The 14,243-nt window shown below is 43.3% G+C and carries 9 protein-coding genes; 5 read left to right on the top strand and 4 right to left on the bottom strand.

The window, feature by feature from the left end; genetic code table 11:
- The first annotated feature begins 268 nt into the window (after positions 1–268).
- Positions 269–1,525 carry a pyridoxal phosphate-dependent aminotransferase gene (locus tag ACEN9X_RS10430; RefSeq protein ID WP_413670311.1) on the top strand — a complete coding sequence of 419 codons (1,257 nt, stop codon included), beginning with the start codon at positions 269–271 and terminating at the stop codon, positions 1,523–1,525.
- Between the two features lie 139 nt (positions 1,526–1,664).
- Here ACEN9X_RS10430 and ACEN9X_RS10425 read toward each other — a convergent pair whose 3' ends face one another.
- Positions 1,665–4,559 (bottom strand): DEAD/DEAH box helicase, encoded by a 2,895-nt coding sequence (locus ACEN9X_RS10425; RefSeq protein WP_413670310.1) that lies wholly within the window; start codon positions 4,557–4,559, stop codon positions 1,665–1,667.
- Positions 4,560–5,271: 712 nt separating this feature from the next.
- Positions 5,272–7,725: a PIG-L family deacetylase gene (locus tag ACEN9X_RS10420; protein WP_413670309.1), complete on the bottom strand. Its 2,454-nt coding sequence runs from the start codon at positions 7,723–7,725 to the stop codon at positions 5,272–5,274.
- Positions 7,726–7,988: 263 nt separating this feature from the next.
- On the opposite strand from ACEN9X_RS10420, the gene ACEN9X_RS10415 reads away from it, so the two are divergent.
- From ACEN9X_RS10415 to ACEN9X_RS10400, 4 genes are read left to right on the top strand one after another with little or no spacing between them, the layout of a single operon-like run.
- Positions 7,989–8,636 carry a TetR/AcrR family transcriptional regulator gene (locus ACEN9X_RS10415; RefSeq protein WP_413670308.1) on the top strand — a complete coding sequence of 216 codons (648 nt, stop codon included), beginning with the start codon at positions 7,989–7,991 and terminating at the stop codon, positions 8,634–8,636.
- Positions 8,620–9,984, top strand: a complete 1,365-nt coding sequence (locus ACEN9X_RS10410; RefSeq protein ID WP_413670307.1) for a TolC family protein — start codon at positions 8,620–8,622, stop codon at positions 9,982–9,984. The genes ACEN9X_RS10415 and ACEN9X_RS10410 overlap by 17 nt, the downstream gene beginning before the upstream one ends.
- Before the next feature lie 22 nt (positions 9,985–10,006).
- Positions 10,007–11,062, top strand: a complete 1,056-nt coding sequence (locus tag ACEN9X_RS10405) for an HlyD family secretion protein (protein ID WP_413670306.1) — start codon at positions 10,007–10,009, stop codon at positions 11,060–11,062.
- 4 nt (positions 11,063–11,066) lie between these two features.
- Positions 11,067–12,611, top strand: coding sequence for a DHA2 family efflux MFS transporter permease subunit (locus ACEN9X_RS10400; RefSeq protein WP_413670305.1), 1,545 nt, complete (start codon positions 11,067–11,069; stop codon positions 12,609–12,611).
- A 255-nt stretch (positions 12,612–12,866) separates the two neighbouring features.
- On the opposite strand, the gene ACEN9X_RS10395 is transcribed toward ACEN9X_RS10400, so the two are convergent.
- Both ACEN9X_RS10395 and ACEN9X_RS10390 read right to left on the bottom strand, forming a co-directional pair.
- Entirely contained in the window at positions 12,867–13,451 is a 585-nt protein-coding gene (locus ACEN9X_RS10395; RefSeq protein ID WP_413670304.1) for a carboxymuconolactone decarboxylase family protein, read from the bottom strand.
- A gap of 199 nt (positions 13,452–13,650) precedes the next feature.
- A complete protein-coding gene (locus tag ACEN9X_RS10390; protein WP_091172945.1) occupies positions 13,651–14,196 on the bottom strand; it encodes a peroxiredoxin in 546 nt (181 codons plus the stop codon).
- Between the last annotated feature and the right edge of the window lie 47 nt (positions 14,197–14,243).

The following is a 14,243-nucleotide window of genomic DNA, read 5'->3' as shown; positions in this document are numbered from 1 at the left end:
TTAGGTTAAAGGCGAAAGGTCAAAGGCAAAAGGTTTTCTTTTTTGCTTTTGACCTTTTTTCTTTTAGGTGAAAGGTCAAAGGCGAACGGTTTTCTTTTATAAGCATACAGCTTTTTGCAATACCTAAAATAAACCTTTCACCTTTTGCCTTTATCCTTTCCCCTGCCTTGCATCCTTTCAGCTTTCGCCCTCTTCTCAACCTTTCGCCTTTGACCTTTCCTCCTTTAACCTTTTCCCGTATCTTTGCCGCTCATAAATACATAAATCCATGAGTGTTTCCTTATTAGCTCAAAATTTACATGGCTCGGAGATCATCAAGATTGCGGGCGAGATCAACGAATTAAAACGACAAGGCCAGAATATCGCCAACCTTACCATCGGCGATTTTGACTCTAATATTTATCCTATCCCTGCTCCTTTAAAGGATAAGATCATTGATGCTTATAATCATAATCAAACCAACTATCCTGCTGCCGATGGTATGCTTGATCTGCGCCAGAGTGTAAGCGGGTTCTTAAAAAGAAGCTTGGGGCTTGAGTATGCACCCAACCAGATCCTGATTTCAGGAGGTTCGCGCCCGCTCATCTATTCTATATTTTTAGCAGTAGTTAACCCTGGCGAGAAAGTGGTTTTCCCTGCACCATCATGGAACAATAACCATTACAGCGATTTGCTGAATGCTGATGCGGTGATCATTCCTACAGCTCCCGAAAATAACTTTATGCCTACGGCAGATGATATCCGACCGCATTTAAAAGGAGCGGCTTTACTGGCGCTGTGTTCGCCTTTAAATCCTACCGGTACTATGTTCAGCAAAAAAAATCTGGAAGAGATCTGCGACCTTGTAATAGCCGAAAACAAGAGCCGTGCGGCAGGTGAGAAACCATTGTATTTATTATACGATCAAATCTACTCGCAATTAACTTTTGGCGAGCATAAACATTACGATCCGGTAACGCTTCGCCCTGAATTAAAAGATTACACCATTTTTGTTGATGGTGGTTCAAAATGCTTTGCTGCAACCGGTGTACGTGTAGGCTGGGGTTTCGGCCCTGAATTGGTTATCGAGAACATGAAAGCCATTGTAGGCCACATGGGTGCCTGGTCGCCAAAGCCTGAACAGATGGCTATGGCCAAATTTTTAACTGATGAAGCTGATGTAAACAGTTATCTTGATGACTTAAAGGGAAAGATCCAGGCAAGCCTTACTGCCCTGCATGAAGGTTTCCAGGAGATGAAAGCCAGCGGTTTAAATGTAGATTCGATTGAACCTATGGGTGCTATCTACCTTACCCTGAAGATAGATTACAGCGGGAAAACCACTCCCGATGGCCAAGTGCTGAAAGATTCGGCAGATATTAATTTTTATTTGATTAAAGAGGCCGGGGCTGCTTTTGTTCCGTTTTCGGCCTTCGGTACGGGCGATGACGTGAACTGGTTCCGTGCATCAGTAGGTGCAACCCCGCTTAGCGAGATAGAAGCTTTGATACCGAGGGTAAAAGCGGCGCTGGGTAAGCTGAAGTAAGCCCCCTCTAAATCTCCCCCTAAAGGGTGAGACTTTAAAAATTGGATGTTGTTAGAAATAAAAAAAGCGATGAGTGTAGCATTACTCGTCGCTTTTTCTTTTAAAGCCCTCTCCCTTTAGGGGAGGGTTTGGGAGGGGCTTACCCCAATATCTCCTTAATATCCTCCGCTGTAAGCGATTTGATAAAGCTCTCTTCGGTAGTAATCAATGCACGTGACAGGCTCAGCTTACGTTGCTGCAGGGCCAGGATCTTTTCTTCAACCGAATCTTTGGTGATGAATTTATAGATGAATACGTTTTTGGTTTGACCGATGCGGTGCGTACGGTCAATGGCCTGTTGTTCAACGGCAGGGTTCCACCATGGATCGAGGATAAACACATAGTCGGCTTCAGTAAGGTTTAGCCCTACGCCGCCGGCTTTTATCGAGATGAGGAATACACGTGTTTTCTCATCCTCCTGAAACTGCTTCACCACATCGCCGCGGTTTTGGGTAGCCCCATCAAGATATACGTATGGAATACCCACCCGATCAAAATGATCGCGGTAAATACTGAGCTGTTTTACAAACTGTGAAAATATCAGCACCTTATGACCACCATCAAGTACGTTATTCAACGTATGAACCACATCCTCAAACTTGCCGCTATCGCCTTCGTAATCTTTATCAATCATGATAGGGTGATTGGCAATTTGCCTTAGCTTGATGAGGCCCTGTAAAACCTGGATCTGTGTTTTAGCAAAAGTACCGTCTTCCAGGCTTTTCAACAGTTCATTGCGGTATTCAGATTTGATCTCTTCATAAACCGATGATTGTTCTTCGGTCATCTGCGAGTAGAAAAGGTTTTCCGTTTTAGGCGGAAGCTCTGTTGCTACCTGCTCCTTGGTGCGACGCAAAACAAAAGGCTTAATGAGGGCTTGTAGCTTGCGTGCCTTGTCTTCGTCTTTTTTCTTTTCTATCGGCGTTACAAATTCGTTTTGGAAAAATTGTTGCGCGCCCAGCAAACCCGGGTTGATGAACGACATCTGCGTCCAAAGGTCGTTAACCGAGTTTTCAACCGGCGTGCCGCTCAGGATCAGCTTAAAGCGCGATTTAAGCTGCTTAACGGCCTGATATGATTTTGACGACGGATTTTTGATGTTCTGGCTTTCATCAAGGATCACGTAATCAAAAAAGAAACCTTTAAACATTTCAATGTCAATGCGACTGATACCATAAGTGGTGATCACAACATCGTAATTGGCAAATACATCGGCGCTGCGGTAACGCATGGTACCGGTATGCACCATTAGCCTTAATTGCGGCGCAAATTTGCGCGCCTCATTAAGCCAGTTATATATCAGCGAGGTTGGCATGATCACCAGCGAAGTGGCTTTGCCACCTGCGTTTTCAATATCTTCCTTGTGTTTTTGCAGCAATGATAAAGTCTGAATGGTTTTACCCAGGCCCATATCATCGGCAAGACAGCCGCCAAAATGATATTGCTTTAAAAAATGGAACCAGTTATAGCCCGCTTTTTGGTACGGCCTCAAATGACCTTCAAAATTAACAGGCATCGGTGCATCCTCCAGCTCGTCAAAATTGGTAAGCTTTTGCAGTTTTCGGGTCATGGTAACACTGGCCATTTCGCCTTCGGCCAGATCGGTAACCAGGCCTATATGATGGCGTCGCAGTTTAAGGTCGTTGCTGCCCTCGGTAAAATGCAGCAGGTTACCGTATTGTGAAAACCACTGTTCGGGAATTACCGCAATTTCGCCTGATGGCAGGGTAAACTCCTTTTTGTGATTGAGAATATGATTTTTAAGCTGGATAAAAGGGATGCGGTACGGCCCGAAGCTCACCATGGCGTTAATATCAAACCAATCGTTATTTTCGGTTACTACCAGTTCAATTTTACTGCTGCCAAAAACGTAGCGCTTTTGCCCTTCCGGCTGCTCCAATTCAAAGCCCTGCTCAATAAGTTGGTCGTGATGCTGGTTAAGCCATTCAAAAACCGAGAAAGAATGATCGGCATCGTCATCGCGACCGGCAACCTCAAGGTTTTGAAATAGTGATGAAGCCACCTTAAGGCCCATTTGTTCTAACTGGTGCATTTTGCCTTTTTCCCAGGTAGTTGAGCGTTTTATGCGATGGAACAGGTAATCATCACCCGTTTTCTCCATCCTTACAGAGATATGCCTGCCATCGCCATAAGGAAATACATAGCCTGCATACTTAAAGGAAAGTTGCAGCTGCGAAGTGCCCCCTTCAATATAAATAGGTTTAAGTACCGGGCGGGCATCATATTTTTCGGTATTGATGGTAAATCCTTCGGCATAAACGTTATGCTTTTCGATGAGCGGGGCCACAAATTTTTCAAAGTATGATTGCTCCGACGATTTAGGGATAGCAATGAAACGCTTGTTCAGGAATGGCTGTAGTTTTTTACCCTCAATCTCCTTGTCAAAATAATAAAGGGTATCGTCAAGCAGCATCCAGGCCGGGTGGTTGCAAATGATCTCAGCATTTTTAAACATGAACTCAATGCGCATGCCCTGGTATTTGATGGTAGGGAAATACCTGATCTCTTCCTCATTGCGCCTGAAGTGAAATAATACCGATGCGGCCTCGGTAGCCAGTTGAAGTTTGCGCTCGCCGGGGTACCCTTCCTTGCTCATTTGGTATACCTGCTTGCCGCAAAGCAATGATAATGCTTCGGCAATACGTTTCTCCAGTTTGGGGCGGATCATATCAAACATCTGCTCGTTGAAGATCTTGGAGAAAAACTCAAATGGGCGGATTGGTTTTTTATAATACCTTTTGATCACGTTGCCCTGCTCCATTTCCTCCAGCAGTTTGATGAGCCGGATATCGGTATCGTCCAGAAACTCGCAAAATTCTTTGGCGGTATTGGAAAATAAACGCTGGTGGGTTAATGAAAATTCACCGTTAGGGTTAAGTTGAACAATGTGAGGCTCAATAACATACGACAGGTAGTCATGCCTGGCAATGGCATAAATAATTTGGCATGGTTTGGAACTGTCGACGCGTAACATGTGCTTCAGGGTAAAAAATTATTTGAAGCTACATCAAGAAAAAATTCAAACGTAAATAGAATTTACTGTAATTGAAAGAGTTTTATATTAAAAAATTGTTAACGGGCTGAAATTGACACGGTTTTGATAACATTAAGTGTTTTTTGCCGGATAGTTGTGGGAGAATAAACGGAAAAGATGGCACAAAGCGATGTTATAAGTTGAGAACTGTTTTGTTCCTACTTATGACATAAAAATCGTGGTCATGTTGAACTTGTTTCAACACCTCACTTGCTAAGCAATCACGCTGAGCAAATCGGCTAATTGTCTTGTGGGGTGCTAAAACAAGTTCGGCATGACGTGATGCGGATGTTATTTAACGTCCCCTCAGGGTCTCTCGTAGATTTAAGTTAACCCACAAAATCTAAATATGCATAAGTACTGGCTGGAAAGCAAGTTTACGATTACGAGACTCCGCTGGAGTCCAATATCTCTTTAAATTTTGTCTATAAACACGTGGCCTCTCTGAGGCCGCTTGGGGCCGGTCATATTCATTATGTTATAAATATCACCGGCCCCATCGGGGCCACGTGTTTATAGTGCAAAAAGAACACATTTTTTGGCTCCGTAGGTGCCTCCTATTAAAATTGTAGGTTGGTGAATTTTGTGGGTAAACTTAAACTCTCTCGTAGAGGAACCTTATGGCTTCGCCAGGCAGGTCCCTGTTTGTCTTTTACTTCTGCTTGCTCAATAAGTTAATAAACAACCTGTAAGCTCCCGGTACGCCGGCAGGTAATTCCCTGAAAAAGGCGAGAGAAGTATATATAAACCGGCCTTTGCCATAATCGCCAACAATTAATGAGCCGTTAAGGGGCTCTTCTCCTTTATCGTGCATTTGCAGAATGGTTTTATACTGCGGATCGATGTTGCTTACAAAATACAACCCACGCTCCTGGATCCAGCCGCTGAAATCATCATTGGTTATTTTGTTGGGATAGTTTAATACCGGGTTTTGAGGATCTAAAACAGTTACCTCGGCGTTTTCATCGGTAACCCTCCTGTTCACTACCGTGAAAGGATACGGGCCTATCTGTTTTACAACAATACCATTGTTGTTATTGTATTGAACTACCAGGTTCCCGCCATTCTTTACATAAGTCATTAGTTTTGCCTGTTGGTAAGCAAGGCGCTCGTTCACGTTGTAAGCACGTACCCCGGTTACTATGGCATCATAGCCTGAAAGATCGCCGTTCATCACCTCGTTTTCGCTTAGCAAGTGAACATCATAGCCCACCTGGCGCAAAGCCTCGGGCATTTGGTCGCCGGCACCGGCAATGTAGCCTATTTTTCTGCCGTTATGTTTAAGATCGAGGTAAACAAGCTTGGTTTGCGCGGGCGGAAATAAGGTAATAGCCGGTACGTGATCATACCTGATACGGCGAAGGCTGAGTGAAAATGGCTTTCCATTGGCGTTAACTACTGCTTCCAGTTCAGATACTTTTGTTTTGTTATCGGTTGGTGTAACCGTAAAAGCTACCGACCATTCGTCGTTTTTATCCTTATCGGTAAAATCTATCTTTTCGGGGCTTATTTTCCAGCCGGCAATAGGTTTAAGGCTGATGGTGCCGCTTGCCTTGGTAAAACTTTTCAGATTTATCATTACCGTTTGTGCCTGTTGCGTGCTGAAAATATAATCCTGGTTATCAATGTTTGCTGTTACAGGCGGGGTTATTTCAATGGGCTGATAAACTTCGCCCCTAACCGGGTCTGCATACTTGTAGATAATTCGGCGGTCGATATCGATCGGTTTACCTTCAATAATAAACTGGAAAGTAACTTTTGGCAGATCTGGATTTTCGGGGTTGCCGGCAAGTGTGTTATCAGACAATGTATAAACACCTATCGGGTGAGGTGCCGCCAGCCAGTAAGGCTGCGTTAACATAGATGCAGCGGCAGTGGTTTCAAAAGTTTGTAATTGATTAAATGGGATCTCCTTGCTTTGCAGTGCCAAAGAGCTATCGTTGGCATCAATGCTATTTATTTTAACCCTATAATTAAAACGGTTGATTACCTGTGCCCGCAATTTCATTTGGTCACCTACTGCATAGGTGGGTTCTGTTGCATAAGCTTCAAACCACAAACCGGCACATGCCGCAATCAGGTTGTTTAGCTCTTTGGTTTTCTGTTCGCGCCAATATGTGTCTGGCACCTTCTCCACTTTCATGAGTAATTGCACCAATGCCGGCAACGATTTTTCGGGAGCTTCACTGATGAAATTCCGGCTGATCACACTGATCAGAGCTGAGATAGCATCGCCGTCTTTAACCCGTTTCCAGGTGGTATTAACACCCTCCATCAAATCGTTTTGAGGGGCATCGCCCAAAATGGTTTTAAAAAACTCGTATGATTCGCCGCGTTGTTTGGCCGAACCAAAGCCCTGGGTTTTATGGTTGCTGCGGCTTTCGGCGGCTATTTCGCCATAGCTTTTGCCCAGGATAGGATTGTAAACTCCTACATCAATTTTAAACTGATCGGGAGCTGTAGTATTAACACTGCCAAAACTAAAGGTGTTCCACAGGAGGCGTTTGGCCTGCCATGGCTTTACATATTTTAACTGTTCGGGATAACGGCTCGGATCGGCTGCTGCAGTAAAAGCTTCCTGAGCTAATATGGCCGATGAGGTATGGTGGCCATGCCCGCCCTCGCCGGTTGTTGGGAAACGGCAAATGATTACATCAGGCCTGAATTTGCGGATCACCCACACTACATCTCCAAGTACTTTTTCCTTATCCCAGATTTTCAGGGTTTCTTCCGGCCCCTTTGAAAACCCAAAATCATTGGCGCGGGTAAAAAACTGTTCGGCCCCATCAACTCTGCGGGCTGCCAGCAGTTCCTGCGTGCGGATTAAACCAAGCAGCTCGCTCTGCTCATTGCCTATCAGGTTTTGCCCGCCATCGCCGCGGGTGAGCGACAGGTAGCCGGTGCGATAATGTTTTTCCTGTGCCAGATAAGCCAGCAGGCGGGTATTTTCATCATCGGGATGAGCTGCTACATATAACACACTGCCAAGCACATCAAGCTTTTTTAAATTTTGCTGAATAGTGCCAAGATCGGTAGGCGGATTGGTTTGGGCTTTTGAAAATGCGGTTGTAAACAGGAGTACTACAATGAGGTGGATACGCTTCATAGCAACAAATATATTGAAAGATAGATATTCTGTATTTCCTGTATCAACAATATAACAAAACGATTACGGTGGCCATCAATCTGTTAAGGTTTTTAATGATTCATATTAAATGTTTCAACAACAACTTTTAATATTTACAATTTTCTTAACGGGTGTCAAACAAATCTGTCATTCGATGGTAATCTTAATCAACCGATTAACTTTTTCTGCCTCAATTCGATACGCTTAATCAATCGTTTGATTAATTTTGTGCCGTTAAAACAATGGAAAAAGATAAAGTAGATAAAAAAGAACATATCCTCGACGTGGCCGAAAAGGTGTTCGCGGACCTGGGTTATGACGGAGCCTCCACCCGTACCATATCGGGCGAAGCCGGTGTAAACATGGCTATGCTCAATTACTATTTTGGATCAAAAGAAGGACTTTTCCTGGCAGTTTTTGAACGCAAGATCAATTCGTTCCGTACGCTGCTGCAAAATATTAGCAGCGACGGCAGCATGAACGCCTGGAATAAACTGGATAAATGTATTGACAATTACGTTGAACGCATCATCGCCAACAACTGCTTTCAAAAACTCATTAACAGGGAAGTGTCCATGAACAAACGTGGCGACCTTACCGATAAGATCATCGAAATACTGATGGTAAATGTGTATGAGGTAAAAAGGATTATGGAAGAAGGTGTAAATAATGGCCTGTTCCATGCAGACGCCGATATCCCACTGGTAATAGCAACACTTTTTGGTACAAAAAATTATATAGTTAACATGCCGCAGCTATCATCATTAATACTGGGACATGATATTCGTGATGAAAAGTTTATGGAAAATGAACTGAAACCACGTGTTAAAACATACATGAAAAGACTTTTAAAAGCTTATTTAGTTAAAGAACATGACAACTCCAAATAACAAAACCAATCACCTTAAACTATTAAAGCAGGTTTTACGGCCCGTTTTGCGCGGCAGTATCGCCCTCATAGTTTTGAGCCTGCCTTTTGCCGCAAGTGCACAAGACAGGACAATCACGCTTGATGAGGCCATTAAACTTGGCCTCGAAAACAGTAAAACCCTAAAGCTTTCAAACTCGAAGGTTGAACAGGCTATCTCACAATACAACCAGGCTAAAGACCAGGCCCTGCCAACCGGTAAAGTAAGCTACGGCTATAACCGTGCCCAGATCCCTGCCAACAGGCTGGCCCTCGGTTCGGAAAGCATTAATCTGCCATCACACGCCGATGCGTATTTAGGTATCCTGAGCTTAAACCAAACCATATTTGGCGGTAATAAATTGAAATACGCCCGTCAATCAACCGATCTGCTTACCCAGGTTGCCCGTTTGGATGTAGATAACGATAAAGATGAGGTGGTTTACGATATCATCAACTCGTACTACAACCTTTATAAAGTACTGCAAAGCAAAAAGGTAGTAGCCCAAAACTTAAGCACCGTTGATGGCCAGATTAAACAGGCCCAGCGCTTTTTTGATCAGGGTTTGGTAACTAAAAATGATGTGCTTCGTTTCCAGTTACAACGCTCAAACATCGAAGTTAACGGTGTCGACCTGGAAACTAACCGCCGTATCATTAACTACAACCTTAACGTATTGTTAGGTTTACCCGAAGGCACTCAGCTAAACATCGACCAGATTACCGAGGCCGACAGGCAGGTTGCACCATTGGCATCATATCTTGATACCGCGATGGCTGCCCGTCCAGAGTTTAAACAGTTTGCGTTGCGAAGCCGTGTTGCAGCAATCAATACTAAAAGCATTAAAGCTAACGAGCTGCCTACGGTAGGTGCATCGGCCGCTGCTTACTACGTTGACGTGAGCGCCAACCCAATCCCTAAAAGCGGTAATTTTATTACACCGATATCGGTAGGTTTAACCGCTTCATGGAATTTCAGCTCAATGTGGACCAACAAGAACAAAGTAAAAGAGGCTAAACTGGAAGAGCAACAGGTTGAGATCAACAAAAATATAACTACCGACAGGATTAAAGACGAGGTAAACCAAAGCTATCAGAATTATACCCAGGCATTGGAAAAGATCAAACTTTTGCAAACATCTATTGAGCAGGCTGGTGAAAATAACAAGATCCTCGAATCAAAATACAAAAGCAATATAGCATCAGCAACAGACAGGGCCGATGCCGAAACATTGCTTTACCAGGCACAGATCAACTTAGAATTGGCTAAAGCCGATGCTGGTCTGGCTTATTATACTTTATTAAAATCAACAGGAAAAATCAACAAATAACAATACCAAACCTTTAAATAAAATGGCAAAGGAACAAGAAACACCGGAACAACCGAAAAAGAAAAATAAAGTTATCCCCATCATATTAGGCATTGTACTTATTGGTGGTATCATTTTCGGTATAAAAGAATATATCTACTTCAGTAAACACATTGATACTGATGACGCGCAGGTCGACGGCGATATCAGCCCTGTAGTTGCCCGCGTTGGCGGATATGTTGATTCAATTTATTTTGAAGAAAACACCCATGTAAACGTTGGTCAGCCGCTGGTTAAAATTGATGACCGCGACTATAAAGTAAAATTAGAGCAGGCTCAGGCTGCACAGGTTGGCGCAAGTGCTGGTATCAATGTAAACCAGTCACAGATCTTTGCTAACGAAGCAAATTCTGCAGGCGCTAAAGCTCAGGTTGCATCAAATGCTGCTCACTTAGAAAAAGTACAAAAAGATTACGACCGTTATGCCAACCTGGTAAAAGACGGATCAGTAACCCAACAACAATTTGACCAGGCTAAAGCCGACCTTGATGTTGCTAAAGCAAATTATAAAGCATCACAGGATCAGTACAAAGCCGCTGTTGAGCAAATTGGTACTACCCGCAGCCAGTTAGCTGTTACCCACACTGGTGTATCACAAAGGCAGGTTGATATTGATTACGCTAAACTGCAGTTGAGCTATACCCTGGTAAAATCACCTGCAAGTGGTTTGGCATCTAAAAAGAATGTACAGTTAGGTCAGCTGGTTCAGGCTGGTCAAACTTTGTTCTCAATTGTGAATGACAACAGCCTTTACATTACAGCCAACTATAAAGAAACTCAGCTTACCAACATCAAAAACGGTTTAAAAGTTGAAATTGAAGTTGACGCTTATCCTGACATGAAACTGGAAGGCCAGGTTTACAATTTTTCGCCTGCTACAGGTGCTAAATTCTCCCTGCTTCCTCCGGATAATGCTACAGGTAACTTCGTAAAAGTTGTACAACGTGTGCCAGTAAAAATTAAAATTAACGGCACTAAAGAAGAGCTTGCAAAATTACGCCCGGGTATGAGCGTAAACGTATCAGTAATTAAAGAATAATATTATGGCTGAAACTGGCTTTAAAAAGTGGATCATCACCATTACGGTGATCACAGCTTCGTTACTGGAGCTGATTGATACCACCATCGTTAACGTAGCGTTGCCTCACATACAGGGTAACCTTGGTGCAACCCTTGAGGATGTGGCCTGGGTAGTTACCGGGTATGCGGTAGCAAACGTAATCATATTGCCCATGTCGGGTTGGCTGGGCGGCCGTTTTGGGCGTAAAAATTATTTCATGGCATCTATCATCGTGTTTACCATTGTATCATTTTTATGTGGTAACGCGCACAGCATGGATGAGCTGGTACTATTCAGGATTATTCAGGGTATTGCCGGTGGTGGTTTGATTTCGACTGCGCAGGCTATATTGCTTGAAACCTGGCCACGTGAGCAGATAGGTACAGCAACTGCATTGTTTGGTTTGGGAGCGGTTGTAGGCCCAACTGTAGGCCCAACCATTGGTGGCTGGATAGTTGAAAATTACTCATGGCCGTGGATCTTTTATGTAAACATCCCGGTAGGAGCGCTGGCAGCATTTTGTACATACACGTTTGTGCGGGAAACACCTAAGGATGCTAAAGGAAAGCCGGTTGACTGGTGGGGTATCATCCTGCTGGCTATTGCAGTAGGTAGCTTGCAAACCGTACTTGAAAAAGGCGAAAGCGAAGACTGGTTTGCTAAGCCATATATCCTGGTGTTAACCATATCGGCTGTATTGGGAACTATATTGTTTATCTGGCGCGAAATGAGTACGGAGCACCCGATAGTAAATTTCAGCATTTTGCGGCACCGAAGTTTTGCCGTGGGGATGTTCACGTCGTTTATACTCGGGTTTGGCTTGTACGGCTCGGTGTTCGTGTTCCCTGTGTTTTGTCAAAACCTGCTTGGTTTTAATGCCCAGCAAACAGGTGAATTATTGTTCCCGGGTGGTTTGTGTACTATTGTGATGATGCCGTTTATAGGTAAGATGCTCAATAAAGGCATACCGGCCCAATTTATGGCTACAGCGGGCATGTTTTTGTTTTACGTATTTACACACATGCTTAGCGGTTCAACGCTGGCTACAGGCGAAAAAGACGTATTAGTACCGCTATTGATCCGCGGTGTGGGTATGGCTTTATTGTTCGTGCCGCTTACTACACTGGCTATGGCCGATTTGAAAGGCCCGGAATTAGGTCAGGGATCTGGTTTGAACAATATGATGCGCCAGTTAGGAGGTTCGTTTGGTATTGCTACGCTGACTACCATTATCCACATCCGCCAGGGCGTACACCGTAACAATCTGCTGGTAAACATCAATCCATATAATAACCCTTTTAATGATCGCTTGCATATGCTTACGCAAGGCTTCATGGCTAAAGGTAAGTCGATGATTGATGCTACCCACATGGCTTATCAGGCCATAGAAGGTATGGTTACAAGGCAAACGCTGTTGCTAACTTATGACGATGCTTATTGGATTTCGGGCCTGGTGATGTTGTTTTCGATTCCGCTGCTTTATTTGCAGCCGTTTAAAAAGCTCAAAGCTGTTGCCGATTCGCACTAAAATGATAAAAGCCGTTCCACTATTACCGGAACGGCTTTCCCCAAAAAAAATTAACAATTAAAATTTAAGTTACTCGCCCTGCATAAACAACATATTTAAATATTGCGATCAGGGTTTGTTTAATCTTAAGGTATAAATTTACTGGATTTTAATTAAAAAACGCAAATTTTATTGGGCAATAAAATACTATTTATGAAAAAGGCATGAAATTTTATAGTTTCATGCCTTTTTCATTATTAAAGTATGCTAAGCTTGTTAAAATATAACTTTACCGGTAGCTGTAACTAATGATGCTATACGTACGGCATCAAAAATACGTTCTTCGGTAGTGCCTAATTTTATAAGCGAATCCTCGTGTGCATTCACGCACATTTCACAGCCGTTAATTGCCGATACAGCTAAACTGGCCAGTTCAAAAAATTCTTTACCGGTTACAGGTTTCATCATTAACTGCATGCGGATGCGGGCAGGGATCTGGGTGTATTTTTCCTTTTGGGTAAAATGCCTGAAACGGTAAAATATGTTATTTGACGCCAGTAATGAGGCACAACCAACAGCTTCGCCAATTTCGGCATCAGTAGCTTCGTTTTCTTTAGCGTATTTGGTAAAGAAATTGGTAAGTGGTACGTTATTGTTGTTAGCCGCAGTAGCTAAACCCAACAGGGCGCATTCTTTGTTGGTTAAGTGTGCTGATGTAAGGGTGCTGGTAAAGTTCAGCTTCAGATCGCGCAGGTAACGTGATTCGCCTGTTTCTAAAAGGGTAAGGCTCGCGGTGCGGTAGCTTTTATCTAATCCGATACTTTCAAGTATCTCCTGGATCACTTCGGTACTTTCGTTCATTTTTTTTCGGGGTTATTTTTTATTTTCCTGTAGAGACGCATAATTGCGCCTCCGGCATGCAAATTACGGAGGCGAATATTGCTGGCGGCTTGTCCTACGGGAGACGCAATTATGCGTCTCTACATATAAAACACTTAAAAAAGGGTGTAAAAAATCCCCGCACCGAAATCCAGTACGGGGACAATTATCTGTTGTATGATTATACAGTTAAAGTTTCCTGGCCTTTTTCCCAGTTGCAAGGGCAAAGCTCGTCAGTTTGTAAACCATCAAGTACACGTAATACTTCTTTCACGTTACGGCCTACACTCAGGTCGTTAACTGATACCCAACGGATGATGCCTTGTGGATCAACGATGAAAGTAGCACGGTAAGCAATTTTTTCAGTTGGTTCTAAAATACCTAAATCTTCAGCCAATGATTTTGAAGTATCAGCAAGCATAGGGAATTTCAAATCGCGCAGATCATCATGATCTCTTCTCCAGGCAGCGTGAACAAATTCAGAATCAGTAGAAGCACCGATCAAACGGGTTTCACGGTCGCGGAATTCGCCAAAGTTTTTGTTGAATTCGGCAATTTCAGTAGGGCAAACAAAAGTGAAGTCTTTTGGCCACCAGAACATTACAGTCCAAACGTTATCATCGTTGGTTAAATACTCAGAAGTAAGGGTTTCAAACTCTTTACCTTTTTCAAGGCTTACTACTGCTGTTTTAGAAAATTCGGGGAATTTTTGTCCTATGGTTAACATATTTTGATATTTCTTTTAATGTTTATGCAAATATAGAAATTTTAAAC

This window comes from Mucilaginibacter sp. Mucisp86 (assembly GCF_047324315.1).
Lineage (GTDB): Bacteria > Bacteroidota > Bacteroidia > Sphingobacteriales > Sphingobacteriaceae > Mucilaginibacter.
The sequence above is the reverse complement of the archived record's forward strand: the minus strand, read 5'-3'. Positions and strand labels throughout refer to the sequence as shown.

Excerpts from the sequence above, each read along its gene's own strand:
- ACEN9X_RS10430 (WP_413670311.1), top strand. The coding sequence starts at position 269 with ATGAGTGTTTCCTTATTAGCTCAAAATTTACATGGCTCGGAGATCATC.
- ACEN9X_RS10425 (WP_413670310.1), bottom strand. The coding sequence starts at position 4,559 with ATGTTACGCGTCGACAGTTCCAAACCATGCCAAATTATTTATGCCATT.
- ACEN9X_RS10420 (WP_413670309.1), bottom strand. The coding sequence starts at position 7,725 with ATGAAGCGTATCCACCTCATTGTAGTACTCCTGTTTACAACCGCATTT.
- ACEN9X_RS10415 (WP_413670308.1), top strand. The coding sequence starts at position 7,989 with ATGGAAAAAGATAAAGTAGATAAAAAAGAACATATCCTCGACGTGGCC.
- ACEN9X_RS10410 (WP_413670307.1), top strand. The coding sequence starts at position 8,620 with ATGACAACTCCAAATAACAAAACCAATCACCTTAAACTATTAAAGCAG.
- ACEN9X_RS10405 (WP_413670306.1), top strand. The coding sequence starts at position 10,007 with ATGGCAAAGGAACAAGAAACACCGGAACAACCGAAAAAGAAAAATAAA.
- ACEN9X_RS10400 (WP_413670305.1), top strand. The coding sequence starts at position 11,067 with ATGGCTGAAACTGGCTTTAAAAAGTGGATCATCACCATTACGGTGATC.
- ACEN9X_RS10395 (WP_413670304.1), bottom strand. The coding sequence starts at position 13,451 with ATGAACGAAAGTACCGAAGTGATCCAGGAGATACTTGAAAGTATCGGA.
- ACEN9X_RS10390 (WP_091172945.1), bottom strand. The coding sequence starts at position 14,196 with ATGTTAACCATAGGACAAAAATTCCCCGAATTTTCTAAAACAGCAGTA.